Genomic DNA, 26,529 nt, shown 5'->3' with positions numbered 1-26,529 from the left:
CGGCGGGTTCACCGGGCCGGGGACTGATACTTCGCGATCAGTTCGGCGCGGTTGGTCGCGCCGAGTTTGCGGAGGATGCGTTTCACGTGGGACTTGACCGTATCGACGGTGATGACCAGTTCGGCGGCGATCGCGGAATTCGACGCCCCGGTGAGAATCAATCGGACGACGTCAGCTTCGCGTTCGGTCAGTGGTTCGAGCAGGCGCTGCTCGGCGGCGTCGCGGTCGGCCTGCGACGGAGCGAGATCGAGGGCGCCGTGGGAAGGTGGCGCGTCGTCGCCGGTCCACCGCCGGGCGCTTTCGCGCAAGAGCGCAGTCTGACGCTCGCGACGCGACTCCAGACCGACTCGCTCGAAGTGCCCGCCGAGCACTACGGCGAACACTCCGAGGGCGTGGCGCCTGGACCCGTCCAGCACTGCGCCGACGTGAAGGAGCGAGGCAGCGGTCCCGTCGACGACGACGGGGACGATGGTGAAACCGTTCGCGCCCAGCGTCTCTCGCAGCTCGGCGGGAATCTGGGAACCGACCGTGACCGTGTTCGTCTCGAGGGCACGTGCTTCGGGTGAACCTGCCGGGAGACCGAACCCGGCGGGCAGAGCGGGCGTCGTGTCGGGGTCGGCGCTGAACGCGGCGACGGGAATGATCCGGTCGCCGTCGAGGCGTGAGAGGACCACCTTGTCCGCGGAGCAGAGTTCGGCGGCGCGCTCACACGCTCGCCGCATGAGTTCCGCACTCGAGGCGGCGTCGTCGAGTGCGTGGACGGCGCGATCGATACCTTCCGCAATTGCAGCGATGTCGGCGGTGCGCGTCGCAGCGAGTGCGTTCCTGCGATCGAGGAGATCGACCAGACGCCTTCCGAGCTCGACGGCGTGCTCCGAAGTGGCCGTGCGCATTTCGGCGAGGATGTCCGCGATGGCGCGATCGGTGTCCGTGGTGTTCTCGTCCGTGTGCGGTTCGGGGTGGGGAGCGTCAGCCACCGCACACCGTCTTGGCGTTGGCGCACAGCGCCGCCACTTCGGCCCGCGTGGAGACGCCGAGTTTCTTGAAGATCCGCTGGACGTGGGACTTGACGGTGCCGTCGGAAATGCACAGCCGACGGGAAATGGTGGCGTTGGTCGCCCCCGTGGCCATCAACGTGAGCACCTCGCGTTCGCGCGCGGTCAGCGCATGCGCGCGCGGGATGACCGGAGTCTGCGGAGATTCGGTGGATGCGTCGGTCCGGGGAAGGTCGCAGGTGGCGACCTCCGGCATCGTCAGGGGCTGCTCGAGGTGCCGCAGTGCCTGGGTGAGCCGCTGTATCTCGGCGTCGACGTGCTCGTTGCGGGTGGAGATCTGCCGCCGCAGGTCGGCGCGTTCCTTCGATGAGGCGCAGGCGCCGGCCAGTACCGCGACGAGGTGGACGTCGGTGTCGGACAGGCTGTCGCTCTGGCGGTCGACGTGGATGATCGCCACCGCGCGGGCGTCGACGACGACCGGCACGGCGAGGTATCCGGCGGGCCGCGACAGATCGATCAGCGGGCGGTACGTGTGCCGGTAGGTGTCGACGGCGTCCACGGCATACGGTCGGCGCCGGCGGACCAGTTCGGCCTCGCGCGGTGCCTCGCGCAGCGCGATCTCGCGTCCGTCGATTGCCGTGGCGAGTTCGTGGAAGTCCCCTGTCAGTTCCGGGTTGACGGCTAACGCGATGGGAGACCAGGTGGAACCGCGGACCACGGAGAACATCGCCTTGCCGTATCCGAGGCTCGTGCACAGTTCCTGGGTCACGACGTCGGCGAGGCGATCCGCACCGGCATCGAGCGCACGGACGACCCGCTGCAGTGCCTCGAACTGGGCGGTGTGCACGCTCAGTCGGCGGGCGATGTCGTCGCGACTCGCGGCGTCGAGTTCTGTCACGAGTTCTGCGAGGCGCAGGGTGCGCTCGGAGGAGTCGACGCCCTCACGCAACTTCCGGGCCGCGAACGCACGAATCACCGTGAGGTCGGGTTCGCCGTCCGCCAGGCGGATCAGATTCGGCTCGTTGCCGAGAAGGTCCTGCAACTCTGCAACCGCCTGGTCGGCAAGCTCGGACGAACTCGTCGAAATGACCACTCACCACTCCTCGCGCCGTGGCCGCCGCACGGATGACGACGACACCGTCGTCCGTTCCTGTGACACAACGCACAGTATAGAGAAGGTGTCACCTGGGACGTTGCTGCACCGCCCGCGGCCTGACTCCAATGTATATGGTCAGTCCAAATACGTCACGCATTCCGCGAAAGTGGTCCGAGAAGGTTCTTGTCTCGGATGCGGCCGCCATACTAGGGTCGAATGGTACGACCAAAATGGAAGGAGCGGCTTAATGGCGCACCCCGTGCGATACGACGTCGACGAGCATGTCGCCGTCCTCACTCTCGCTCGCCCCGAAACCCGCAACGCGCTGTCCGACGACCTGCTCGACGAGCTTCTCGCCGCGCTCGAACGCGCCCGGGACGACGGCGACGTGCGGGTCGTCGTGCTGGCGTCGTCGCACGAGAAGATCTTCTCGGCGGGTGGCGACCTCAAGGCGTTCGCGAGCGAGACGCCCACGATCGTCAAATATGCCGGGCTGGATCGCTTCCCGCGGCTGTATCAACTGATCGCTGGTCTCGGGAAACCGGTGATCTGCGCCGCGGGCGGTGACGTGCTGGCCGGCGCGTTCGGGCTCGCGCTGGCGTGCGATTTCGTGCTCGCCAAGGAGTCGGTCCGGTTCGGGTGCCCGGAGATCAACGTCGGTGTCTTTCCCTTCATGATCTCCGCGCTCATCTACCGGAACGTCGGGCGACTCAAGGCGAACGAGCTGATGATGTACGGCGAGCTCATCACGGCCGCGGACGCGCTCGAGCTGGGTTTGGTGAACCGGGTGATCCCGGACGACGACTTCGAGGCGGAGGTCCGGGCGTGGGCCCGCCGGCTCGCGGGCAAGTCGCCACTGTTGATGCGCCTCGGGAAGGAGGCGATCAACAACACGCGCGACATGTCTCTGCCGGACGCTCTCACGGCGCTGCAGTCGCAGCTCGCTCTCGCGTTCACGACCGAGGACATCGTCGAGGGGGTCACTGCGTTCCGCGAAAAGCGTTCTCCTGTATGGAGCATGCGCTGAACACCGGGACCGAATTCGTTGCACTTTCGGTCTAACCATTATATTGTGAGGGCCAACACAGAGTCTTTTATTCCCTCGTCATATCTGCGCTCAGAGGAAGGCATCCCATGGCGTTCGCATCGGTCACCGATCGCTATTCGGACGAACAGATCCGAGAGTTCTATGCCACCGGGCAGTGGCACCGCGACACCTTCTTCGACATGCTCGAGGTCCAGGTTGCCGAGCGGGGCGACCGTGTCTTTCTGACCGGCGACACCAGCGGCGGCATCACCTTCCGGCAGTTGCGGGACAGGGCGCTGAGCCTGGCCGTGGGACTGCGGCGCCACGGGATCACCGTCGGCGACCGCGTGTCGGTGCAGGTTCCGAACTGGATCGAATTCGCGATCATCGCCGTGGCGTTGTCGCGCCTGGGCGCGGTCCTGGTGCCGATCATGCCGATCTACCGCCGCGACGACGTCGAATACATCCTGGGTAATGCCGGTGTGCGGCTGGCGATTACGCCGCAGAGTTTCAAGAAGTTCGACTACGCGGGCATGTACACCGAGATCCTGGGTGCCGTCGACTCGCTCGAGGACGTGGTCGTCGTCCGCGGGAGTGGCGACCTGCCGAACCGCGCGGTGTCGTTCGAGTCGCTGTTCGCGGAGATCGGACCCGAGGAGGCGATCGCCGAACTCGGGCCCGGTGTCGGGCCGGACGAGCCGTTCGTCATCGTCTACAGCAGTGGCACCACGTCCCGGCCCAAGGGCTGCATCCACACGTTCAACACGTTCGCCTGTGGATCCCGCCTGCTGGCCAAGGGGTTCGCCTACACGCCCGACGACGTGCAGTTCGGCCCTTCGCCGATCACGCATACCACCGGCCTGGTCACCAGCATCGTCCTTCCGCTCATGCACGGAGCGGCGTCGCATCTCATCGAGGTGTGGGAGCCGGTCCGCGGGATGGCGCAGATCAAGGAACGCGGGTGCACGGTCGCGGTGAGTGCCACGACGTTCCTGCAGATGGTCATGGACGCCTACGACCCCGCTGTGCACGACATCAGCAGCATGCGGCTGTGGGTGGCGGCCGGCGCCCCGATTCCCGCCAGCTTCGTCACCAAGGCGGCCGAATTGTTCCCGAGCCTGCAGGTACTGAGCCTGTACGGCCGGTCGGAAAACGTCACCACCACCATGTGCACGGTGCACGACGAGCCCGAGCGGTCGCTCACCTCGGACGGGCGTCCGCTGCCGATGCAGTCGGTGAAGGTCGTCGACGAACTCGGCAACGAGGTTCCGCGCGGTGAGGAAGGTGACATCGCCTACAAGGGCGCCATGCACATGCTCGGGTACCTCCACAATCCCGAGGAGACGGCCAAGCTGTTCACTCCAGACGGGTATTCCCTCTCCGGGGATCTCGGCCGGATGGACGAGGACGGCTACGTGCGCGTCACCGGCCGCACCAAGGACATCGTGATCCGCGGCGGCATGAACATCAGTGTCCGTCAAGTCGAGGATCTCTTGGCGGCGCATCCCGCCGTGCGTGGTGTCGCCGCGGTCGCGATGCCCGACGAGCGACTCGGGGAGGCGGTGTGTCTCTACCTCGTCGCCGCGCCCGGCTACGGCGACATCACGCTCGAAAAGATCAAGACCTACCTGCTCGAGCAGGGGGTGGCGATTCAGAAGGTTCCGGAGCGGTTGGAGATCGTCGAGGCGCTGCCGACGACGGCCACGGGCAAGATCCAGAAGAACGTGCTCCGTGCGCAGATCGCGGCGAAGATCGAGGCAGACCGGCAGCAGCGGGCGCAATCCGTCAGCTGATCGGAAGGCAAAGGGGGCGAAGCCGATCGGCTTCGCCCCCTTTCTCGTAGTTCGAGGTGAATGATCAGGTCGCGGCCACCACGACCGTCGCCGATCCGGTGACGACCGGGCCCTTGGTGCCGGAGGCGACGAGATCGAGGGTCGCCAGCGACTCACCATTCGCCTCGGTGATCGTCGCGACCGTGCCGCCCACGGTCAGGGTGTCGCCGAGGAAGACCGGGGCGACGAACCGGACACCGAAGGAGCGCACATGCTCGACGCCGAACGTGTCGGACAGCCACCCGGCCAGAATCCCGGCCTGCATCTGCCCCATCGCGATCACCCCCGGGAAACCCGAGGTGGCGACGAAGCCGGGATCGTGGTGCAGCGGATTGAAATCGCCTCCGGCGCCGGCGAACCGGACGATGTCGGTCTGGCTGATAGGGCCGACCACCCGGGTGTCGGGGGCATCGCCGACGCGGACCTTGGCCGGAGTTCTCATCGCTGCTCTCCTCGTTCGATCAGGACTTCCTCGAGCCGCACCACGGGTTCACCATCGGCGTCGACGTACTCGGTCTCCAGGGTCACGACGCGCATCGTCCCGCCCCGCTTGCCTTCTCGCTGTACGTCGTCGACGACGCGGCGGGTGCCGACCACGTGGTCGCCGGCGGTGAGCGGTCGCAGGTACGTCCACGTGACCGAACCGACCACCACCCGCGCGAGGGCCAGGCCCAGCGAGTCGACGAACGCACGCTGATCGCGCAGGTGTCCGGCGACGACGGTGTGCGTGAGAGTCGCGGGCACATCGCTGAATCCGGCGTCGCGCGCGGCGGCCGGATCGGTGTGCACGGGGTCGGTCGTGAACGTCGCGCGCGTGAATTCGCGGATCTTGCCGCGTTCGACGTCGTATTCGACGCGGTCGACGACGCCGGCGGGGAGTGGGTCTGACATCCGGGCCTCCTTTTTGGACTGACCTATAGTATCATTGAGCCTAAATTCGTGAGGAGGGTGCAATGGAGCTCGCTGATTCCCCAGACGAGGCCACATTCCGTGCAGAAGTCCGGAAGTGGGCCGACAAAGCGGTCCCGACGCTGCCGTGGCCGGAACCGGTCGACCTGGTCGACAAGGTGCCGTTCTGGCAGCAATGGCAGCGACTGCTCTTCGACTCCGGCTACGGCGGGATGTCGTGGCCGCAGGAGTACGGCGGTCAAGCTGCCGACCCGATCCGCAAGGCCATCTTCACCGAAGAAATGGACCGCGTGGGAGCGCCGGAGCGCCTCAACACCATCGGCGAAGATTTCGCCGGCCCGACCATCATCGACTTCGGGACACCCGCCCAGAAGGAACGGTTCCTCCGGCCCATCCTGACCGGCGAGGAAATCTGGTGCCAGCTGTTCTCCGAGCCGGACGCCGGATCGGACCTCGCGTCGCTGCGCACCAAGGCCACGAAGGTGGACGGGGGCTGGAAGGTCAACGGGCAGAAGATCTGGACCAGCCGCGCGCACATCGCCGCCCACGCCATCCTGCTGGCCCGTACCGGTGGCGGCCCGCGGCACAAGGGCATCACCTACTTCCTCGTCCCGATGGACAGTGAGGGCATCACCGTGCGCCCGCTTGCGCACATGCTCGGCGAGGCGGAATTCAACGAGGTGTTCCTCGACGACGTGTTCATCCCCGACGACCTCGTCGTCGGGGACGTCGACGGCGGCTGGAAGGTCGCGATGGGCACGCTCGCCTACGAGCGGGTGGCGATCGCGACGGGCCGCGTCAACACGAAACGGGCCGTCGACGACATCGTCACCGACATCGCGGGGATGACCGACGACGCGGGCCGCCCGCTCGGTGAGGATCCGGTGATCCGGCAGAAGGTCGCCGATCTCTACGGCCGGGCCCTCGTGCACTACCTCATCGGTCAGCGCGTCATCACCCTCGCGGCCAACGATGGCCCGCCGGGGCCGGTCACCTCGATCGGCAAGCTGTTCTTCTGCCCCCTCGTCGAGGAACTGGCCGACTTCCGGCTGTCCCTCGAACCGGTGGGCGGGCAATTCGCCCTCGACGACGAGCCGCAGAAGACTGCGCGGTGGCAACGGCTCGCGTATCAGGCCCGCGGCACCGCCATCGCCGGCGGTTCCACCTTCATCCAGCGCAACATCGTCGCCGAGCGCATGCTCGACATGCCGAGGAGCTGACCGTGTCCGACTACACCTGGCGCCCCACCGACGAGTACGTCGAGAACGCCAACGTCACCCGGCTCGCCCGCGCCCACGGGCTCTCGGGCCTGGGTGAACTCCGTGCCCGTTCCGTCGCCGATGTGCGGTGGTACTGGGACGCGGTGGTCCGCGATCTCGGCCTGCCGTTCCAGACCCCGTACCGCGAGGTTCTCGACACCTCCCGGGGAATCGAGCACCCGGACTGGTTCGTCGGGGGCAGGGCGAACGTCGTCGACGCGTGTCTGGGGCGGTGGCTCGCCGACCCGGCGGCCGCCGATCGGACCGCGGTCGCGCACGAGGCGGAGGACGGCACCGTCCGCAGCGTGTCGTATCGCGAGCTCGCGGCGGACGCCGAGCGGGCCGCGGCCGGGCTGCGGGAGCTCGGCGTCGGCAGGGGGGACGCCGTAGCCCTGTTCCTGCCGATGATCCCCGAGGCGGTCGTGTCGGTGTACGCGGTCGCGCGGCTCGGTGCGGTCCTCGTGCCGCTCTTCTCCGGATTCGCGCCGAGCGCGATCGCGTCCCGCATCCAGGACGCGGACGCCAAGGTGGTGATCGTCGCGGACGGAACTGTGCGGCGTCGCAAGACCGTCACGATGAAGCCGGCACTCGACGAAGCGCTGGCCGTCTGCCCGACGGTGCAATCGGTCGTCGTGGTCGAGAACGTCGGCGCCGACGTAGAATCCACCGGCCGCGACATTTCCTGGGCGAAGCTGCTCGGCAACGGCGGCGATCCGGGCCCGGTCGAGGCGATGAACGCGAGTGAGCCGTTCGCGCTGGCGTACACGTCCGGCACGACCGGCAAGCCGAAGGGAGCCGTGCACACGCACGCCGGGTTCCTCGTGAAGACAGCCAGCGAGGTGGCGTACTCGTTCGACCTCACGCCCGGCGGGGTGTTCTGCTGGATCACCGACATGGGCTGGATCATGGGGCCGCTGTCGATCGTCGGCACCCACGCCAACGGCGGCACCCTCGTGCTGTACGAGGGTTCGCCGGACGTGCCGGACACCGACCGGTTGTGGGACCTCGCGCAGCGGCACGGGGTGACGATGCTCGGCGTCTCGCCGACATTGATCCGTACCCTGCGCGGAAGGGATACGGACGTCGCGGCGCGGTACGACCTGTCGTCCGTGCACACGATCGGGTCGACCGGCGAGCCGTGGGATCCGGACTCGTACGACTGGCTGGCACAAGATGTGTTCGGGGGCCGCGTTCCGGTCATCAATTTCTCCGGCGGCACCGAGGTGGGCGGCTCGTTCCTGGCGCCGTACCCAGTGGAGCCGATCCACAGCTGCTCGCTGGGCGGGCCGTCGCTCGGGATGGACGTCGACGTCGTCGACGACGCGGGACGGTCGTTGCGCGGCGAACAGGGCGAACTCGTCTGCAGGCAGCCGTGGCCGTCGATGACGCGCGGGGTGTGGAAGGACGAGGAACGCTACCTGGAGGCGTACTGGTCGACGTTCCCCGGCATGTGGCGGCACGGCGACTACGCCCTCGTCGACGACGACGGCCAGTGGTACATCCGCGGCCGCTCGGACGACGTGATGAACGTGGCCGGGAAGCGTCTCGCCCCCGCGGAGGTCGAGGCGGTGCTGACCGCACATCCGGCGGTGTCCGAGGCGGCCGCGGTCGGTGTCCCGGACGCGAAGAAGGGCGAGGCGGTGTGGGCGTTCTGGGTCCCCCGCGGGGACGCCGATGACCACACGGACATCTCGTCCGAGTTGATCGCCAGCGTGGCCGCGGAACTCGGAAAACCGTTCGCGCCCAGTGCGGTGCACCGCGTATCGCGGTTGCCGAAGACCCGGTCGGCGAAGATCCTGCGCCGCGCGGTGCGCGCCGCCGCCCTGGGTACCGATCCCGGTGACTTGTCGGGTGCGGAGAATCCGGAGGCCGTGGACGAGATCCGCGCCGTGGTCACCGCCAGTTCGGCGACGTGACCGCGACGAGGGCCCCACACCGCACGGTGTGGGGCCCTCGCAACTAGTGAATATATTTATGCTGTAGCGACATTCAGTCGTCGAGCGGAATGTCGGTGCGCTCCTCGAAGTCCTTGATCGACTCGGCGTACGAGTGGACGTGCCGGCTCATGCGCCGCACGGCGGCATCGGCGTCCTTGTCGCGAATGGCCTTGGTGACCGAGCGGTGTGCGCGGACGGTGATGTCGCGGACCTTGTCGTCGATGAAGCCTTCGTTTTCCGTTGCGGCATAGATGGCGCGCGAGAGCGAAATCATCAGGCCCGACAACAGTTCGTTGTGGCTGGCGCTCGCGACGGCGACGTGCCAGTCGATGTTCGCCTGCAGGAAAGCGTCGAGGCTGTCGCCCGCGCCCGCGATGTCGTCGTTGGCGGCGTCGAGGCGTGCGAGATCCTCGTCGGTGCGGTGACGGGCGGCGAGTTGGGCGCAGAAGGGCTCGATCGCCTCGCGGGTCTCGAGCAGCGCGGCGAGACGGATCTGGCGACCGCGTATGAGCAGGGCCACCGTGTCTGCCATGGACTGTTCGCCCGGTCGTTGTACGAAGGCGCCCCCGGCTCGGCCGGCCTTGATGCGCACGAGTCCCTGCACCTCGAGGATGCGGAGGGCTTCGCGGACGGTGGTGCGGCTCATCTTCGTCTGGACGACGAGTTCGCGCTCCGGCGGCAGCGGTGTGCCTTCGACGTAGTCCCCGCTGAGAATGCGCTCGCGCAGCTCGTTCGCGAGGACGTCCGACGCCTTCGGTACCGCCATCGGTGTCAACTGGATGGAGGAACGTCCGTTCCGGGTGGTGTTCGGCACGGCTGCTGGCATGGCTCCCCGCCCTCTCTGGTCTAACGGTCAGACCTAATATACCATTGGGTTCTCGCTGCGTTCGTCTTGCAGCCTATTCTTCGTCTCATCGAGAGGACCAGTTGTATGCGCTGGGAACTGTCAGAAGAGCAGGAAATGTTCACCGAAGCCCTCGACGGTTGGCTCGGGCGGTTCGCCGCTCCGGCCAATGTCCGCAAGTGGGGTGAATCGGGTGATCCTGCCGAGTTCGAGCAGAAATTCGTCGAGGAGGGCTGGTTCTCCGCCGGCCTCGCCGAGGACATCGGTGGTCAGGGCGGTGGTCTGCTCGAATTGGCGTTGACCGCCGAGGCGCTGGCCCGGTACGCCGCGCCGTCGAGCGCCTGGACCGCGTCCGTCCTCGCGGCGCCCCTGCTGCCCGCCGACGTCGCCGCCGACGTGCTGGCGGGGGGTGGTTTCGCGGCCGTGGCCGTCGACGCGACGCGTCCGTTCGGCCTCGCCGATTCGGTCCGCGCCGACGAGGGCGGCGCACTGAGCGGCCGCGTCGCCACGGTGCTCGGCGCCGAACGGGCGAAACTGCTGGTCGTCCCAGCGACCGGCCCCGACGGCACCGCTGCGCTGTACCTTGCGCGCATTGACGACCCGGGTGTCACGGTCGAACAGCACCGCTTCCTCGACCCGTCCCGCGCGGCCGCGAATGTCCGGTTCGACGGCGTCACCGGGCGGCGTCTCGACATCGAGGCCGAAACCGCTCTCGAGGACGCCGGACTGCGGGCGGCCGTGCTCGTCGCCGCGGACTCGCTCGGGGCGATGGACCGCATGCTGCACCTCGCCGTGGACTACAGCAAGCAGCGGCAGCAGTTCGGTGTTGCGATCGGGTCATTCCAGGCCGTGAAACACGCTGCGGCAGGCATTCTCGTCTCCGTCGAGGCGGGACGGTCCATTGCCTACTATGCCGCGGCGTCGGTCGATCTCGGTCTGGACGACCGCGCGATTCATGCCGCCGTCGCCAAGGCTCAGGTGCCACGCAATGCGGTGCAGGCGGCCGACAGTGCTCTCGTGATGCACGGCGCGATCGGCTACACGTGGGAACACGACCTGCACCTCTACTACAAGCGCGCCAAGCTCGACGAGAAGTTGTTCGGCGGTCCGGGCGTGTGGAACGAGCGCGTTGCACGGGATTTGCCCCTGTTGCCGGCTGCCGGGTGACCGGCCGTTGACTTTTTGGTCTGTCCTTTAGTAATTTAAGTCCAAACGGAACCAACGACGACGGGACGTGCTGTGGACTTTGATCTGACCGAGGATCAGGCGACGATCCGAGATGCGGTGCGAGAGCTCGCCGGCAAGTTCGACGAGCAGTATTGGGTGGAGAAGGACGGCGCGCACGAGTTCCCCACCGAGTTCTACGACGCGTTCGCCAAGGGCGGCTGGCTCGGCATCACCACGCCGGAGGCGTACGGCGGGCACGGGATGGGCATCACCGAGGCCTCGATCCTGCTCGAGGAAGTGGCCGCCTCCGGCGCGGGCATGAACGGTGCGAGCTCGATGCACCTGTCGATCTTCGGGATGCATCCGGTGATCGTGCACGGCTCGGAGGAGCTCAAGCAGCGCACTCTTCCGCGGATCGTCGACGGCGATCTGCACGTCTGCTTCGGTGTCACCGAGCCCGGCGCCGGTTTGGACACCACCAAGATCACCACCTTCGCGCGGCGCGAGGGCGACAAGTACATCGTCAACGGCCGTAAGGTCTGGATCTCGAAGGCGATGGAGTCGGAGAAGATCCTTCTCCTCACCCGCACAACGAAGTTCGAGGATGCGAAGAAGAAGACGGACGGTCTGACGCTGTTCCTCACCGACCTGGACCGCTCGAAGGTCGACATCCGCCCGATCAAGAAGATGGGGCGCAACGCGGTCACGTCGAACGAGTTGTTCATCGACGGCCTCGAGATTCCGGTCGAGGACCGGGTGGGTGAGGAAGGCAAGGGCTTCAAGTACATTCTCGACGGCCTCAACCCGGAGCGCATGCTCGTCGCGTCGGAGGCCCTCGGCATCGGCCGGGCCGCGTTGCGCCGGGGCGTCCAGTACGCCAACGAGCGTGAGGTGTTCGGCAGGCCCATCGGCATGAATCAGGGCCTGCAGTTCCCGCTCGCGGATTCGCTCGCCCGACTCGACGCCGCGGAACTCGTCCTGCGCAAGGCGACGTGGCTCTACGACAACGGAAAGCCCTGCGCCCGTGAAGCCAACATGGCCAAGTACCTCTGCGCCGACGCCGGTTTCCAGGCCGCCGACCGCGCCCTGCAGACCCACGGCGGGATGGGCTACTCGGAGGAGTACCACGTGGCCCGGTACTTCCGCGAAGCCCGCCTGACCAAGATCGCCCCGCTCAGCCAGGAGATGGTCCTCAACTACCTCGGCGAGCACGTCCTCGGCCTCCCCAGGAGCTACTGATGTTCGAACTCACCGGAAAGTCCGCCCTCGTCACCGGTGCCGGCAGCGGCATCGGCGCGTCGGTCGCGCACGCCTACGCCCGCGCGGGTGCGGCCGTGCTCGTCACCGACGTCGACGGCGATGCCGCAGCCGCGGTGGCCGCGGAGATCACCGCCGCCGGTGGCTCGGCGAAGTCCGCGGCCCTCGACGTCCGCGACGGCGAGGCGGCCGCCGCTGCGGCGGAGCAGGCCGCCGCGCTGAACGGCGGCACGCTCAACATCCTGGTCAACAACGCCGGCGCCATCGCGCCCGCGATGTTCCCGAACCTCGAAGAAGACGACTTCCGCCGCATCGTCGACATCCACCTCGTCGGCAGCTTCGTGTGCAGCAAGGCCGTTCTCCCGTACCTGCCCACCGACGGCAGTGGGCGCATCATCAACGTGACGTCCGCGGCCGGCCTGGTGGGCACCATCGGGCAGGCCAACTACGGTGCCGCGAAGGCTGGCATCATCGGTCTCACGAAGTCGCTGGCGCGTGAGCTCGCCAAGAAGCAGGTGACGGTCAACGCGCTCGCCCCGCTCGCCGCCACCAAGATGACGGAGAACATCCGCAGCAACGAGAAGCTCGCCGCCAAGACACTCGCGCGGATCCCGTTGGGCCGCTGGGCGGAACCGGACGAGATTTCCGCGAGCTTCGTGTTCTTCGCATCCGACGGCGCTGCGTACATCACGGGCCAGGTACTGCCCGTCGACGGAGGAACGGTGATCTGATGGCCGACAAGCGCAACCCCTTCCAGCGTTCCGCGCGCGAGGTCGTCATCGCGGAAGCCGCCCGCACCCCGATGGGCAAGTCGCACCCCGACCGCGGCTGGTTCCGCGACACCCACCCCAACGACATGCTCGGCGCGGTGTACACCGACCTGATCCGCCGCAGCGGCCTCGACCCGGCCGTCGTCGAAGACCTCGTGATCGGCTGCACCGCACCGTTCGGCGAACAGTCCCGCAACATCGGCCGCAACGCCTGGCTGCAGGCGGGCTACCCGCCGGAGGTCCCGGCCGTCGTCCTGGACCGGCGCTGCGGATCCGCACAGACCGCGGTCGAGATGGGCGCGGCGCTGGTCGGTTCCGGCACCCACGACATCGTCCTCGCCGGCGGTGTCGAACACATGGGCCACGTGCCGATGAACTCACCGGCCAAGATCTCCGAACTGTACGGGGACCCGTGGCCGGAAGCACTGCGCGACCGGTACGACTTCGTGAACCAGGGCGAGAGCGCCGAACTCATCGCCGACCGGTGGGAGATCTCCCGGCAGGAGATGGACGAGTTCGCCGTCCGCTCTCACCGTCTGGCGAGCGAAGCCATCGAGGCGGGTCGTTTCGACGCGGAGATGATCCCCCTCGATCTCGCCGGCGAGACCCGCTCCAGCGACCAGACCGTCCGCCCCGGCACGAGCCTCGACAGCCTGGCCGGGCTGAAGACGGTGTTCCGGGAGAACGGCCGCATCACGGCGGGCAGTTCGTCGCCGATCTCGGACGGGGCGGCCGGTGTACTGCTCGCATCCCGCGAGGCGGCCAATACCCACGGACTGCGGGCCCGGGCCCGGATCCTCGACCAGACCACGGTCGGAGTGGACCCGATCATCATGCTGACCGGGCCGATCCCGGCCACCCGGAAGTTGCTCGACCGCAACGGGATGAGCATGAACGACATCGATCTCTTCGAGGTCAACGAGGCGTTCAGCTCGGTCGTCCTGGCCTGGGAGCGGGAACTGAAGCCCGACATGGACCGGGTCAACGTCAACGGCGGTGCGATCGCGCTCGGTCACCCGGTCGGCGCGACCGGGGCCCGGCTCATCGCGACGATCGTCGCCGAGCTCGAGCGGCGCGACGCCGAAATCGGCCTGGTGACCATGTGCTGCGGCGGCGGCCTGGGAACGGCGACCCTGATCCAGCGGATCGACTGATGATCGACCTGACACCGCACATCCGGCCCGGCGACGGGATCTGGTGGAGCCAGACGAGCGCGGAACCGACCCCGCTCGTCCACGCGCTGCTCGACCAGGTCTCGTCGATCGGCCCGGTCCGCGCGTTCGTGGGACTCACCTGGGATCGGCGGTTGACGAGCGAACTGCCCGACGAGTTGTCCGTCGTCTCCTACGGCGGCCTCGGCGAGCTTCGCCGTCTCGCCCGCCTGGAGGTCGTGCCCTGCCATTACGGGGCACTGCCGCGGCTCTTCGCCGAACGACGGCTGCCGTGCGACGTCGGTTTCGTGCAGGTGTCGCCGCCGGACTCCGCCGGGAACTGCTCGCTCGGCGTCGGTGTCGACTACATCGCGGACGCCCTCGACCACACCCCGGTCCTCATCGCCGAGATCAACCGGCGGATGCCAGTCACGCTCGGCGCACCGCGAATTCCGCTGTCGCGGTTCGCGGCGGCGGTCGAGACGGACCGGCCGTTGCTCGAGGCGCCGGACCGCGCGCCCGCGGCGGCGGAGTCGGCTATCGCGCGGAATGTCGCCGATCTCGTGGCGGACGGCGACACGATCCAGGTCGGCGTCGGGACACTGCCGTCGGCCGTTCTCACCGCTCTCGAGGGGCACAAGGACCTCGGGCTGCATTCCGGCATGATCTCCGACGCGGCGCTCCGGCTGATCGACCGGGGCGTGCTGACCGGGGCGCGGAAGGAGATCGATCCGGGCCTGCACATCACGGGCGCCGCGCTCGGGACCGCGGCGCTGTACGACCGGCTGCCCGGCCTCCCGGTGGCGTTCCGCCCGGCGAGCTACACCCATGCGCCGCACGTGCTCTCGCAGCTTCGCTCGTTCGTGTCGATCAACTCGGCCATCGAGGTCGATTTGACCGGTCAGGTCGGTGCGGAAATGCGCAACACCACCTACGCGGGTGCCGTGGGGGGGCAGGTGGACTTCTCGCGGGCCGCGGCGATGACCGGCGGCCGCTCGATCATCGCGATGCGCGCGGATTCTCGCGGGGAGTCGACGATCAAGACCGCCCTGCAGTACGGCGCGGTCACCACCGCCCGCGCCGACGTCGACTTCGTGGTCACCGAGCACGGTGTCGCGGCACTGCGCGGATGTTCTCTCGGTGAACGCGCCCGCCGCATGATCGCGGTCGCGGCACCCGAGCACCGCGCCACCCTGGAATTCGATCTCGAGGAATACGACCTTGCATCCGCAGCGGAGTGAGGGGAAAGGAGTCGACGCCATGACGCGTCCCCAGCGGGTCCAGATCCGGGAGGTCGGTCCCCGTGACGGCTTCCAGAACGAGCCGGAGCACATTCCGACCGACGACAAGGTGCGGTTGATCAATGCCCTGGGGCGGGCGGGGTTCACCCGGATCGAGGTGGCCAGTTTCGTGCGGCCCGACGTGATCCCGCAGCTCGCGGACGGGGTCGAGGTGCTGTCGCGCATCGACGTTCCGGACGAGACGAAGCTGATGGTGCTCGTCCCCAACAGCAAAGGGCTCGACAACGCACTGAAGGTGCGCGACAAGTTCCACGAGGTCGCGATCTTCGTCAGCGCGTCGGAGACCCACAACAAGAAGAACGTCAATCGCACCGTCGACGAGACGATGGCCGACAACGACGTCATGGCCAAGCGGATCGTCGCCGAGGGGCTCGACTGCGCCGCGGTGATCGCGACGTCGTTCGGATGCCCGTTCGAGGGCAAGGTCGACCTGACCCGCGTGCTGGATCTGGCGGAGCGCTTCGCGGAGGCCGGTGCCACCGAGATCGGGTTCGGCGACACCACGGGCATGTGCAACCCTGCGTATGCGTCGGAGTTCTTCGCCGCGGCACTCGACCGGCTGCCGGGTGTCGAGGTGACCGCCCACTTCCATAACACCCGCGGCCAGGGCCTCGCAAATGCATACGCGGCGCTCGAAGCGGGCTGCGCGAGCTTCGAATCGAGCTTCGGCGAGCTGGGCGGCTGCCCGGTTCCGGCGGGCTCGACGGGCAACATCGCCACCGAGGACCTGGTAAGCATGTTCCACGAAATGGGCGTCGAGACGGGTCTCGACCTTCCCCGCGTCATCGACGCGGCGCGCGAAGCCCAGACGGTGCTGGGCCGCAAGCTCACCAGTCACTCGATCGTTGCGGGCCCCATCGAATGGGCCGCGAGCCCGCGCTGAAGTCGGCTTACCATCAATCCACGAAAGACACAGACGGAGAAGAACATGAGTAATCGAGTTGCATTCGTGACCGGCGGTGCGCAGGGCATCGGCAAGGGCATCTCCGACGCCCTCGGGGCCGCGGGCTTCCGCGTCGCGGTCGCCGACCTCAACCTGGAGGTCGCAGAGGAGACCGCCGCCGGCATCCGCGACGCCGGCGGCCAGGCGATCGCCGTGCCCGTCGACGTCACCGACACCGCGTCCGTGCAGGCCGCGGTGAAGCAGGTGGCCGAGCTGTTCGGTCCGGTCGAGATCGTCGTGAACAACGCCGGCTGGGACGACTTCATGCCGTTCCTGAAGACTGACGAGGCGTTCTGGGACCGGATCCTCGACATCAACTTCAAGGGCCAGCTGCGGGTCATCCAGGCGACCGTCCCGGGCATGGTCGAGCGCGGCTTCGGCCGGGTCATCAACATCGGTTCGGACGCCGGCCGCGTCGGCTCCTCGCTCGAGGCCGTCTACTCGGGTGCCAAGGGCGGCATCATCGCCTTCACCAAGACCCTCGCCCGTGAGATCGCGACCAAGGGCGTCACCGCGAACACGGTGTGCCCCGGCCCGACCGACACCCCGGCGCTGCGCAAGTTCGCCGACAGCTCCGGCCAGGACGCCGACAAGGTGATCGGCGGCATGACCCGCGCCGTGCCGATGAAGCGCCTCGGGCAGGCCGAGGACATCGGCGCCGCGGTCGCGTACTTCGCCTCCGACGCAGCCGAATTCGTCACCGGCCAGACCCTCTCGGTCAGCGGCGGTCTGACGATGTCCTGACTCCAGGCTTTCCCGAACGCGCGGCTGGAGTCATCCGGCCGCGCGTTCGGCATTCGCAGGGGTCGGACGGTAACGATCGTTTACAGATGTGCCTATGATCGGGGCATGACGAACAACGGTGATACAACGGATTTCGTGTCCTGGACCCCGGTGGGTGAGTTCGAGGACATCAGATACGAGCACAGCGGCGACGGGATCGCGAAGATCACGATCTGCCGGCCCGAGGTGCGCAACGCGTTCCGTCCGCAGACGTTGATGGAAATCTCCGAGGCGCTGGTCGACGCCCGCGAGGACTCCTCGGTCGGCGTCATCGTGCTGACGGGGGAGGGGCCCGACGCGTTCTGTTCGGGCGGCGATCAGCGGGTGCGCGGCGATACCGGCTACCTCACCGAGCCGGGGAAGGCGGGAAGTGTCGGCCGGTTCCACGTCACCGACCTGCAGATCCAGATCCGTCGCCTGCCGAAGCCGGTCGTGGCGATGGTCGCCGGCTACGCGATCGGCGGCGGGCACATCCTGCACCTGGTCTGCGACCTCTCCATCGCGGCGGACAACGCCCGGTTCGGTCAGGTCGGCCCGAAGGTCGGGTCGTTCGACGGCGGCTACGGCGCGGGGCTGCTCGCCGAACTGGTCGGGGTGAAGAAGGCCAAGGAGATCTGGTTCCTGTGCCGGCAGTACGACGCACAGCAGGCGCGTGAGATGGGCTTGGTCAATACCGTTGTCCCGCTTGCCGACCTCGAACGGGAAACGGTGCAGTGGTGCCGCGAGATGCTGCAGCTCTCGCCGTTCGCGCTGCGGCTGATGAAGGCGAGCTTCAACGCGGCGGAGGACGGCATGGCCGGTATTCAGCAGCTCGCCCACGATGCGAATCTGCTCTTCTACTCGACGGACGAGGCGAAGGAAGGCCGGGAGGCGTACAAGGCGAAGCGGCGCCCCGAGTTCGAGAAGTTTCCGCGCCGACCCTGATCTTCCATTTCGGTCCGACAATTAGTATGGTTGGGTCAATACCCCACGTGAGTGGCAATGCGTCCCCGGGCGCACATTGCCACTCACCTGGGACTGGACCGAGAAGGATGGTGTGCATGTCGGAAACCGCAACGCCCGCAGTCGCGTGGAGCGACGTCGACGCCGGAGTCATGACGATCACGTTGCAGCGACGGCCGGCGAACGCCCTCGGGCTGCCGATCATCGACGGCCTGAACGCCGCACTCGACGCAGCCGATGCCGACGGCTCGGTGAAGGTGATCGTCGTCCGCTCGGACATTCCGGGCTTCTTCGCGGCCGGCGCCGACATCAAGCACATGTCGTCCGTGGACGCCGAGTCCTTCACCGCATACGGTGATCGACTCCGTGGGGCACTCGACCGGCTCGCCTCGGCCGACCGCATCTCGATCGCCGCGGTGGACGGCCTCGCGCTGGGCGGTGGCCTCGAACTCGCCATGGCCTGCACCCTGCGGGTCGGCGGCGCGGACGCGAAGTTCGGGCTGCCCGAGGTGAAGCTGGGTCTGATTCCCGGAGCCGGTGGAACGCAGCGACTTCCGCGTCTCGTGGGGCGCGGCCGCGCCCTGGACATCATGCTGACTGCCCGTCAGGTCCTCGCCCCCGAGGCCCACGCGATCGGTCTGATCGACCGGCTCGTCGACGCGGGCACCGCCACGGACGCCGCGCTGGCCCTCGCGGCCGAGTTGTGCACGATGTCGTTGCCCGCGCAGCGCGCCGTCATCCGCACGGTCGACGCGTCGTTCGATACCCCGCTCGAGGAGGGCTTCGCGTTCGAGGTCGCCCAGGAGCAGGATCTGTTCGAGAACGGAGAGGCGAAGGAGGGCATCACCGCCTTCCTCGAGAAGCGCGCTCCGCGCTTCTCCTGAGCGTCGTGTCGTCCGGGCGTGCCGGAAGGGGTGCGATCGCGCTCGCCCTCTTCCTCGTCTACGTGATCTGGGGGTCGATCTACCTCGCGATCCGCCTGGTGATCGAAGAGGTTCCGCCGCTCGGCTCGATGGGCGCACGGTTCTTGCTCGCCGCCGCGTTGATGGCCGCCTTCCTGGCCTGTCGCGGCGGCTGGCGGCGGCTGCGCCTCACCGGGCGGGAAACGGCGGGTGCCGCGTTCCTGGGTGTGCTGTTGCTCGCCTGCGGAAACGGCCTGACCTCGGTGGGCCAGCTGCACGGAGTGCCCTCCGGGGTGACGGCACTCCTCGTCGCGATGGTGCCGCTGTGGATCTGCATCTATCGCGCCCTGTCCGGCGACCGACCGCAGGTTCTGGAGCTGGCCGGCGTCGGTGTGGGGCTGATCGGTCTGGCAATCCTGGTGCTGCCGCACGGTGGTGACCGGTCCGGACTCCCGCTCGTGGGTGTGGCCGTCATCGTGCTGTCCAGTCTCTCGTGGTCGTTCGGGTCGTGGATCAAGCCGCGGATCTGGCTGCCCCACGACGTGTATGTCAGTGCGATGTATCAGCTTCTGGCGGCGGGCGCGGCGATGGCGTTCGCCTCGGTCGCGACGGGAGAACGCCTGGACGGTGCCATCGGACCCCGGGCATGGGGTGCGTTCGGCTACCTCGTGGTGTTCGGTTCGATCGTCGGGTTCACCGCATACGCGTGGCTACTGCACCACGCGCCACTGCCGCTGGTTGCCACCCATACGTATGTGAATCCGCTGGTGGCTGTGGCGCTCGGATCGGTCGTGCTGTCCGAGCCCGTCACTCCCGCGCTGGTGGTCGGGGGAGCGGTGGTTCTGCTGTCGGTCGTGCTGGTCGTCAGTGCGCACGCTCGAAAGCGACCGTCGGGGGATTCCACCATGAACGGTTCCAAGGTATTATTATCGGACCAAAGAGCGACGGGAGGCGGGTAGATGGCGCAGGGCAGCGTGAAACGCTCGTTCACCGGACCGCTGTCGGGACTGAAGGTGGTGGAGATCGGTTCGATCGGCCCCGGGCCGTTCTGCGCCATGCTCCTTGCAGATCTCGGCGCCGACGTGATTCGCGTGGACCGCGCCGTCGGTGCCGGGTTGGTCGGCCCGAACGCCGACTTCCGCGCCGAACTGCTGCACCGGGGCCGTCGCTCACTCGCCGTCGACCTCAAACACCCGGAGGGTGCAGAGGTGGTGTTGTCGCTCGTCGAGGACGCCGACGTCCTGATCGAGGGCTTCCGTCCCGGAGTTGCCGAGCGACTGTGCATCGGACCGGACGACTGCGCCGCACGGAACCCCGGGCTGATCTACGGCCGCATGACCGGCTTCGGGCAGGACGGGCCGCTCGCCCAGCACGTTGGCCACGACATCAACTACGTGGCGCTGAGCGGAGCCCTGTCGCTCATCGGCCGGCAGGGCCAACCGCCCACCCCGCCGCTCAGTCTGATCGGCGACTTCGGTGGCGGGGGAATGGTTCTCGCCCTCGGCATCGTGTCCGCTCTCTTCGAAAAGCAACGATCCGGGCTCGGGCAGGTGATCGACGCCTCCATGGTCGAGGGTGCCGCACTGCTCGCGACACCGTTCTTCGGGTTCGCGCAGACCGGGACGTGGGACAGTGAGCGCGGCACCAACATCGTCGACAGCGGCGCGCCCTACTACGACGCCTACGAGACGGCGGACGGCAAGTGGCTGGCCGTCGGCGCGATGGAACCGCATTTTTACGACGACCTGATCACGCTGCTGAATCTGCCCGACGACCTCCCGGACCAGAACGACCGATCCCAGTGGCCGCAGATGAAGAAGATCTTCGCCGACGCCGTGCGCGGCCGAACATTGACGGACTGGCTCGACGCCGCCGAGGGGCTCACACCCTGCATCGCGCCCGTACTGGATGTCGACGAGGCGCCCTCGCACCCGCACCACGTCGCGCGCGGCGCGTTCGTCGATGTCGACGGGCTCGTCCAACCGGCGCCGGCTCCCCGCTTCAGCCGGACGCCGGCGACGGTGGACCGCCGTCCGCCAGTGCCCGGCGAACACACCTCCGAAATCCTGACCGACTGGGGGATCGAGTCCGGCCGCGTCGCCGACTGGCTGCGCTCGGGTGCGGTGCGCGAGGCCGCCGCAGAGACCTGACCTGCCGGACGCCCGGCGTCCGGACCACACACTGACGGCGATCACCTGGAATCGCCGAACTTGAGAAGGAGTGAACTCGTGACCGAGCCCACCACATGGGAGACGTTCACGCTCGAGCGGCCGGAACCCGGCATCGCCGTCGTGACGCTGAATCGCCCCGAACGGATGAACTCGATGACGAACACCATGTTCGTCGAACTGGAGAAGGTTGCGCTGCAACTGGATCACGAGCACGACCTCCGCGTCGTGATCCTCACCGGCGCCGGTAAGGCGTTCTGTGGCGGGTTCGACCTCGACGACGCCGAGGGGCTGTCGTCACTGACGCCGATGGGCATGCTGGACCAGCAGGAACTGGCGGCGCGGGCACTCGCAGCGATCCGCAGCATCCGCGTCCCGGTCATCGCAGCCGTCAACGGTGCGGCCGCGGGCGGCGGACTGTCCCTGTCCCTGGCCGCCGACATCCGGATCGGCTCGCCGGCGGCGCGCTTCAACGCGGCGTTCGTGCGGATCGGCCTGTCGGCCGGCGACCTGGGTGCCTCCTGGCACCTGCCCCGGCTCATCGGTCCGGCGCGAGCCGCGGAGTTTGCCTACACCGGCCGCTTCATCGAGGCCGTCGAGGCCGAGTCCCTCGGGCTGCTGAACGCCGTCGTCCCGGCTGAGTCGCTGCTCGACGAGGCCCTCGCGATGGCCCGCCTGATCAGCGCGAATTCCCCTGCCGGAGTGCAGCTGTCGAAGCGTGCGTTGCACGCGAACATGGAAGTGTCCTCGTACGCGGCGGCGCTGGAACTCGAGAACCGCGGTCAGGCACTGCTCACCCGCGGCGAGGACATGCCCGAAGCGCTGGCCGCGTTCAAGGAAAAGCGCAACCCGAAGTTCACGGGGCGGTGACCGGCATGACGCAGACGGAAACGCGGGAGAATACAGCGGTGCTGAGCAACTACACGCCGCCCCAGCTGGAGACCCTCACCCTCGAGGTGATCGGGGGCAAGATCGCCGTTCTCACGATCGACCGGCCCGACCGGATGAACTCGATGACCGTGAAGATGTTCGAGGAGTTCAACACCGCCGCGTACGCGTTGCGTGACACGGACGCCCGGGCGCTGATCATCCGAGGCGCGGGCGAGCGGGTGTTCTGTGCCGGATTCGATCTGGACGAGATTTCCGTCATCACCGAAATGGGTGTGCGCGAGTTCCTGCGGTTCCAGGAGACCGCAACCGGGGGGTTGGCGGCGCTGTACCACCTGCCGTTCCCCGTGATCGCGGCCATCCATGGCGCGGCCTCCGGGGGTGGGTTGGCTCTCGCGCTCGCCGCCGACATCCGCCTCGTCGCGCCGACTGCGAAGTTCAACGCGGCGTTCGTCAAGGTCGGCCTGTCCGTCGGTGAACTGGGCACGTCGTGGAAGCTCACCCGGCTCGTCGGGCCGGGCCGCGCGGCAGAAATTGCGTACACGGCACGCTTCGTCGGCGCCGAGGAAGCTGCCCGAATCGGGCTGGCCAACCGAGTTGTGCCGAGCGAGGACCTGTTCGACGAGGCCGTCGCGGTGGCCGAGGCCATTGCCTCGAACTCCCCAGGCGGCGTCCGGATGTCGAAGCGGGCTCTGCAGCGGAACCAGGAAGTCACGTCGTACTCGGCGGCCCTGGAGTTGGAGAACCGGGGACAGGCGCTGCTCACCCGGTGCGCCGACATGCCGGAGGCGCTCGCGGCGTTCAAGGAGAAGCGGGAACCGCGCTTCACCGGGCAGTAGGAATCAACGAATGAGAACACGGATGGAGGCGAGCGCATGACCTGGGACTGGACACCCGACACGCTCGGTGCGCTGGAGTGGTTCCTGCGCGATCGGGGCATCACCGACGGCCCACTCACGACTTCCCGGATCGGCGACGGGCATTCGAACCTGACGTTCCTGGTGTCCGACGGGGTCCGTCAGGTGATCGTCCGCCGTCCCCCGCCTCCGCCGGTGCCGCCGGGCGCCCACGACATGCTGCGGGAGGCACGCCTCGTGGGCGGCCTCGCGGGCAGTGGGGTGCCGGTGGCGGACGTCCTCGCCGTCGGCCAGACGGGTGACGTGCTCGATGTTCCGTTCTACGTGATGGACTACGTCGCGGGTCCGGTGGTCACTACCGAGACACCGTCGGCGCTGAGCGCGCCCGCGGATCGACGTCGCATCGGTGAGGCGTTGATCGACACCCTGGCCGCACTGCACGCGGTGGACTGGCAGGCCGCCGGGCTGGGTGATCTGGGCCGTCCGGACGGATTCAACGAGCGTCACCTGCGCCGCATGGGCAAATTGGTGGCGGCCGAGGACGGGACACCGCCGCCGGAGTTCGCGGACATCGACGCGTGGCTCGGCGCCAACGTGCCCACCGAGTCCGGTGCGGCGATCATCCACAACGACTACCGCATCGGCAACGTCATCCTCGCGCCCGACTCACCGGGACGCATTGCCGCAGTGCTGGACTGGGAGCTCGCGACGATCGGCGACCCCCTGTTCGATCTCGGCTACTTCCTCGCCTCGTATCCCGTTGACGGAGAAGAGCGCACCCCGACCGAGGACCTCGGTACGGCCGTGCTCGAGGAGGGGTACCCGACCCGCGACGAATTGGCCCAGCGGTACGCGACCGCCACCGGCGCTGACCTGTCGAACCTGAACTGGTACACGGCCCTGGCCCTGTGGAAGCTGGCCGTGCTGTACGAGTACGGGCGCCGCCGCGCTGTCGCCGGAGTCGGCGATCAGTACTACCGCGACGGGGCACTCGTGCGTTCCTTCCTCGACGCCGCCCATCGCGCGGCGGGGCTGGCTTCGTCCGTGGTCTGACCTCTGTGTCAACGCTGTCTCAGAAGGGAAGTGTGCATGGATCCGATCGGGCTGGCCACGTGGCTGCGTCGCCGCGCCGAGCGTGACGGAGATCGGTCGGCGGTCAGCTTCGCCGGTGAAACCCTGTCGTTCGCCGAATTGCAGCACCGGATCGAAGGCTTCGCCGATGTGCTGGCCGCGTGCGAAGTCCGCGCGGGCGATCGCGTGGCCTACGTCGGTTTCAACCACAGCTGGTTCCTGGTGGCGCTCTTCGCGACCGCACGGCTCGGCGCGGTATTCGTGCCGCTCAACTTCCGGTTCACGGGTAGCGAACTCGCGCACAACATTCAGGACAGTGACGCCCGCCTGCTCATCGCCGACGAGGCGCACACCGCCCCCGTCGACGAGGTGCGCGACGGGCTCGGCGTGCAGCGCTGGCTGCGGATCGGCGAGGGCGCGGACGGCTGGGAAGGAATCGACGACCTGCTGACGCAGCGTCCACGTCACGTCGAGGAAGTTGCCGTCGACGCAGATTCGCCCGCCCTGATCCTGTACACCTCGGGAACCACGGGAAGGCCGAAGGGCGCAATACTCACACACCGGAACGTGTGGACCAGCAACGTCAACTGGATGCTGGCGGTGAACTACAACGCCGAGCATGTCGCGCTCACGTCGGCGCCGCTCTTCCATTCCGGCGGAATGTGCGTCATGACGCTCCCGACGCTGATGGCCGGTGGCCACGTCATCGTCCACGAGCAGTTCGACGCGGGGACATTGCTCGACGACATCGAGCGGTACCGGGTGACGTCGCTGTTCATGGTGCCGGCCATGATGCTGTTCACGAGCAAACACGAGCGTTTCGACACCGCCGACTTGTCCAGCGTCCGTATCATCGTCGCGGGTGCAGCGCCTGTCCCGGAACCGATGTTGCGGCTGTATGGGGCACGGGGCATTCCCGTCAGCCAGTGCTGGGGTCTCACCGAGGCGGCGACCGGAGCGACGTTCCTGGGCACCGATCGCGCGCTCGACAAGCTCGGGTCCTGCGGCACCGCCGGCATGCTGAACGAGGTCCGGCTGATCGACGCCGACGGCAACGTGGTGACGACGCCCGGTGTGCGCGGAGAACTCTGCGTGCGCGGCGACACCGTGACCCCGGGATACTGGAACATGGCCGAGGAAACAGCCGCCGCACTTGGCCCGGATGGCTGGTTGCGCACCGGGGACGTCGCCTACCAGGACGAGGACGGCTACTACTACATCGCGGACCGGCTCAAGGACATGATCATCAGCGGTGGTGAGAACGTCTACCCCGCGGAGGTCGAGAGCGTGCTGTACGGCCATCCGGCCATTGCCGAGGTCGCGGTGATCGGCGCCCCCGACGATCGCTGGGGAGAACGGGTGGTGGCGGTTGTCGTCCCCGTGCCGGGCGCGCGACTGGAGTTGGAGGAGCTGCGAGAGTTCGCCGGTGCCGCACTGGCCCGGTACAAGTTGCCGCTCGAACTGCGCATCGTCGACCTACTCCCGCGGAACACGACCGGGAAGGTTCTCAAGCACGAGCTGCGTGCCATGAGCGGCACCGGCGCCTGACCGCCGGCGCAGCGGCCGGTCACATGCGATGACACGTGACCGTCGCTGTGGTGCAGGTCTTTCCGGATTGATTGCGTCCGGCTACCTGAACTACGGCGAAGGTACGGCCGCGGTAGATCACTCTGGGGGTGAAGGTGATCGGCTCGGTGCCCGGGCAGGGCCGCACGAACGCCATGGCGATGGACGTCGTCTGGAATTCGGCCTCGGGCGTCACCGCGGAGTGGCCGGCGATCTCGGAGGCGCACAGGAGGACCCCGCCGTGGACGTTGCCCAGCGGATTGCGTAGCGATTCCGACGGTTCGAGTTCGAGGCCGGCAGCGGCGTTGTCCCGTCGGTGGTGAGCACTGAGCAACTCGATGATCGAGGTCGCGTTCACTCGGGTGCCTACGTCGTCGGGCACCGAACCCGTTGGCATCTCGGCGGCGACGAAACGCAGCCGGGCGCTTGCGAGGGCAACGACCCGGCCGGACTCGTCGACGACCCGACCGGCTGCCAGGCCGCCGTCCGAATCGACGCTGACGACGTGGCTTTCCGCCTGCAGGACAGAACCGTCCAGTGCAGGGCTGCGGGAGAAGTCGAGGTGAAGTTCCGTCGTGACGGACCAGTGCCCGGCCGGGGCGCGGGCGGTGATCGGGTACCCCGTCACGTCGTCCATCAGGACACCGAGAGAGCCGCGGCACGGCATCCCTCGCTCATCGGCCATCCACGGTCCGGTCGTCATCACGGACGTGCCGTGATTGGCGTCGCCGGTGACGGGTGCTACCTGGAACAGGGCTTCGGCACCGGTTGCGATGAACGGGAGCGTGGTGACGTCCTCGATGGTCATGTCCCTCCTGGGCAGACGGGAGAAGGCCTGCCGACGGATGCGAGTCTCGTCGGCAG

25 protein-coding genes are annotated in these 26,529 nt (G+C 67.9%); 19 read left to right on the top strand and 6 right to left on the bottom strand.

What is annotated here, in order from left to right; all coding sequences use genetic code 11:
- Window positions 1-8: 8 nt before the first annotated feature.
- Entirely contained in the window at window positions 9-977 is a 969-nt protein-coding gene (locus ACNJ7E_RS39035; protein WP_418342335.1) for a helix-turn-helix transcriptional regulator, read from the bottom strand.
- Complete coding sequence (locus ACNJ7E_RS39030; protein ID WP_418342334.1) at window positions 970-2,088, bottom strand: LuxR C-terminal-related transcriptional regulator; 1,119 nt, start codon at window positions 2,086-2,088, stop codon at window positions 970-972. Before ACNJ7E_RS39030 ends, ACNJ7E_RS39035 begins: the two co-directional genes overlap by 8 nt.
- A 250-nt stretch (window positions 2,089-2,338) precedes the next feature.
- On the opposite strand from ACNJ7E_RS39030, the gene ACNJ7E_RS39025 reads away from it, so the two are divergent.
- The gene (locus ACNJ7E_RS39025) at window positions 2,339-3,118 is read left to right on the top strand and encodes an enoyl-CoA hydratase/isomerase family protein (protein WP_280781232.1); all 780 of its coding nucleotides are present in this window, start codon (window positions 2,339-2,341) and stop codon (window positions 3,116-3,118) included.
- Window positions 3,119-3,225: 107 nt separating this feature from the next.
- The gene (locus ACNJ7E_RS39020) at window positions 3,226-4,911 is read left to right on the top strand and encodes an AMP-binding protein (RefSeq protein WP_418342333.1); all 1,686 of its coding nucleotides are present in this window, start codon (window positions 3,226-3,228) and stop codon (window positions 4,909-4,911) included.
- A 64-nt stretch (window positions 4,912-4,975) separates the two neighbouring features.
- Here ACNJ7E_RS39020 and ACNJ7E_RS39015 read toward each other — a convergent pair whose 3' ends face one another.
- Both ACNJ7E_RS39015 and ACNJ7E_RS39010 read right to left on the bottom strand, forming a co-directional pair.
- Complete coding sequence (locus ACNJ7E_RS39015; RefSeq protein WP_037231217.1) at window positions 4,976-5,392, bottom strand: MaoC family dehydratase; 417 nt, start codon at window positions 5,390-5,392, stop codon at window positions 4,976-4,978.
- A complete protein-coding gene (locus ACNJ7E_RS39010; RefSeq protein ID WP_418342332.1) occupies window positions 5,389-5,841 on the bottom strand; it encodes an FAS1-like dehydratase domain-containing protein in 453 nt (150 codons plus the stop codon). Before ACNJ7E_RS39010 ends, ACNJ7E_RS39015 begins: the two co-directional genes overlap by 4 nt.
- A gap of 62 nt (window positions 5,842-5,903) precedes the next feature.
- On the opposite strand from ACNJ7E_RS39010, the gene ACNJ7E_RS39005 reads away from it, so the two are divergent.
- The gene (locus tag ACNJ7E_RS39005; RefSeq protein WP_280781234.1) at window positions 5,904-7,079 is read left to right on the top strand and encodes an acyl-CoA dehydrogenase family protein; all 1,176 of its coding nucleotides are present in this window, start codon (window positions 5,904-5,906) and stop codon (window positions 7,077-7,079) included.
- A gap of 2 nt (window positions 7,080-7,081) precedes the next feature.
- Window positions 7,082-9,034 carry an AMP-binding protein gene (locus ACNJ7E_RS39000; RefSeq protein WP_418342331.1) on the top strand — a complete coding sequence of 651 codons (1,953 nt, stop codon included), beginning with the start codon at window positions 7,082-7,084 and terminating at the stop codon, window positions 9,032-9,034.
- 73 nt (window positions 9,035-9,107) lie between these two features.
- On the opposite strand, the gene ACNJ7E_RS38995 is transcribed toward ACNJ7E_RS39000, so the two are convergent.
- Window positions 9,108-9,869 (bottom strand): FadR/GntR family transcriptional regulator, encoded by a 762-nt coding sequence (locus ACNJ7E_RS38995; RefSeq protein ID WP_009475550.1) that lies wholly within the window; start codon window positions 9,867-9,869, stop codon window positions 9,108-9,110.
- A 117-nt stretch (window positions 9,870-9,986) separates the two neighbouring features.
- Here ACNJ7E_RS38995 and ACNJ7E_RS38990 point away from each other — a divergent pair, with 117 nt between their 5' ends.
- From ACNJ7E_RS38990 to ACNJ7E_RS38920, 15 genes are all read left to right on the top strand, one after another.
- Complete coding sequence (locus ACNJ7E_RS38990) at window positions 9,987-11,066, top strand: acyl-CoA dehydrogenase family protein (RefSeq protein WP_418342330.1); 1,080 nt, start codon at window positions 9,987-9,989, stop codon at window positions 11,064-11,066.
- A gap of 72 nt (window positions 11,067-11,138) precedes the next feature.
- A complete protein-coding gene (locus ACNJ7E_RS38985; RefSeq protein ID WP_009475548.1) occupies window positions 11,139-12,305 on the top strand; it encodes an acyl-CoA dehydrogenase family protein in 1,167 nt (388 codons plus the stop codon).
- Window positions 12,305-13,054: an SDR family NAD(P)-dependent oxidoreductase gene (locus ACNJ7E_RS38980; protein ID WP_009475547.1), complete on the top strand. Its 750-nt coding sequence runs from the start codon at window positions 12,305-12,307 to the stop codon at window positions 13,052-13,054. The genes ACNJ7E_RS38985 and ACNJ7E_RS38980 overlap by 1 nt, the downstream gene beginning before the upstream one ends.
- Window positions 13,054-14,247, top strand: a complete 1,194-nt coding sequence (locus ACNJ7E_RS38975; RefSeq protein ID WP_418342329.1) for a thiolase family protein — start codon at window positions 13,054-13,056, stop codon at window positions 14,245-14,247. The genes ACNJ7E_RS38980 and ACNJ7E_RS38975 overlap by 1 nt, the downstream gene beginning before the upstream one ends.
- Complete coding sequence (locus ACNJ7E_RS38970; RefSeq protein ID WP_037231239.1) at window positions 14,247-15,485, top strand: acetyl-CoA hydrolase/transferase family protein; 1,239 nt, start codon at window positions 14,247-14,249, stop codon at window positions 15,483-15,485. Before ACNJ7E_RS38975 ends, ACNJ7E_RS38970 begins: the two co-directional genes overlap by 1 nt.
- A 19-nt stretch (window positions 15,486-15,504) precedes the next feature.
- Window positions 15,505-16,428, top strand: a complete 924-nt coding sequence (locus ACNJ7E_RS38965) for a hydroxymethylglutaryl-CoA lyase (protein WP_280781238.1) — start codon at window positions 15,505-15,507, stop codon at window positions 16,426-16,428.
- 45 nt (window positions 16,429-16,473) lie between these two features.
- Window positions 16,474-17,232 (top strand): SDR family NAD(P)-dependent oxidoreductase, encoded by a 759-nt coding sequence (locus ACNJ7E_RS38960; RefSeq protein ID WP_418342328.1) that lies wholly within the window; start codon window positions 16,474-16,476, stop codon window positions 17,230-17,232.
- 105 nt (window positions 17,233-17,337) lie between these two features.
- Window positions 17,338-18,195 (top strand): 1,4-dihydroxy-2-naphthoyl-CoA synthase, encoded by an 858-nt coding sequence (menB, locus tag ACNJ7E_RS38955; RefSeq protein ID WP_182624387.1) that lies wholly within the window; start codon window positions 17,338-17,340, stop codon window positions 18,193-18,195.
- Between the two features lie 116 nt (window positions 18,196-18,311).
- Complete coding sequence (locus ACNJ7E_RS38950) at window positions 18,312-19,097, top strand: enoyl-CoA hydratase-related protein (RefSeq protein WP_009475541.1); 786 nt, start codon at window positions 18,312-18,314, stop codon at window positions 19,095-19,097.
- A gap of 5 nt (window positions 19,098-19,102) precedes the next feature.
- On the top strand, window positions 19,103-20,074 hold the full coding sequence (locus ACNJ7E_RS38945; RefSeq protein ID WP_418342327.1) for an EamA family transporter: 972 nt from the start codon (window positions 19,103-19,105) through the stop codon (window positions 20,072-20,074).
- Window positions 20,075-21,265 (top strand): CaiB/BaiF CoA transferase family protein, encoded by a 1,191-nt coding sequence (locus tag ACNJ7E_RS38940; protein ID WP_418342326.1) that lies wholly within the window; start codon window positions 20,075-20,077, stop codon window positions 21,263-21,265.
- Window positions 21,266-21,343: 78 nt separating this feature from the next.
- Window positions 21,344-22,153 (top strand): enoyl-CoA hydratase/isomerase family protein, encoded by an 810-nt coding sequence (locus tag ACNJ7E_RS38935; protein WP_112300226.1) that lies wholly within the window; start codon window positions 21,344-21,346, stop codon window positions 22,151-22,153.
- A 5-nt stretch (window positions 22,154-22,158) separates the two neighbouring features.
- Window positions 22,159-23,010 carry an enoyl-CoA hydratase/isomerase family protein gene (locus tag ACNJ7E_RS38930; protein ID WP_418342325.1) on the top strand — a complete coding sequence of 284 codons (852 nt, stop codon included), beginning with the start codon at window positions 22,159-22,161 and terminating at the stop codon, window positions 23,008-23,010.
- 36 nt (window positions 23,011-23,046) lie between these two features.
- Complete coding sequence (locus ACNJ7E_RS38925) at window positions 23,047-24,081, top strand: phosphotransferase family protein (RefSeq protein ID WP_280781245.1); 1,035 nt, start codon at window positions 23,047-23,049, stop codon at window positions 24,079-24,081.
- Between the two features lie 36 nt (window positions 24,082-24,117).
- A complete protein-coding gene (locus ACNJ7E_RS38920; RefSeq protein WP_280781246.1) occupies window positions 24,118-25,647 on the top strand; it encodes an acyl-CoA synthetase in 1,530 nt (509 codons plus the stop codon).
- 19 nt (window positions 25,648-25,666) lie between these two features.
- Here the strand turns inward: ACNJ7E_RS38920 and ACNJ7E_RS38915 are convergent, their stop codons facing one another.
- Window positions 25,667-26,473, bottom strand: coding sequence for a PaaI family thioesterase (locus ACNJ7E_RS38915; RefSeq protein ID WP_280781247.1), 807 nt, complete (start codon window positions 26,471-26,473; stop codon window positions 25,667-25,669).
- Between the last annotated feature and the right edge of the window lie 56 nt (window positions 26,474-26,529).

Origin of the sequence: Rhodococcus mengyinensis (genome assembly GCF_048381435.1) — a bacterium.
Classification (GTDB): Bacteria; Actinomycetota; Actinomycetes; order Mycobacteriales; family Mycobacteriaceae; genus Rhodococcus_F; species Rhodococcus_F opacus_D.
The sequence above is the reverse complement of the archived record's forward strand: the minus strand, read 5'-3'. Positions and strand labels throughout refer to the sequence as shown.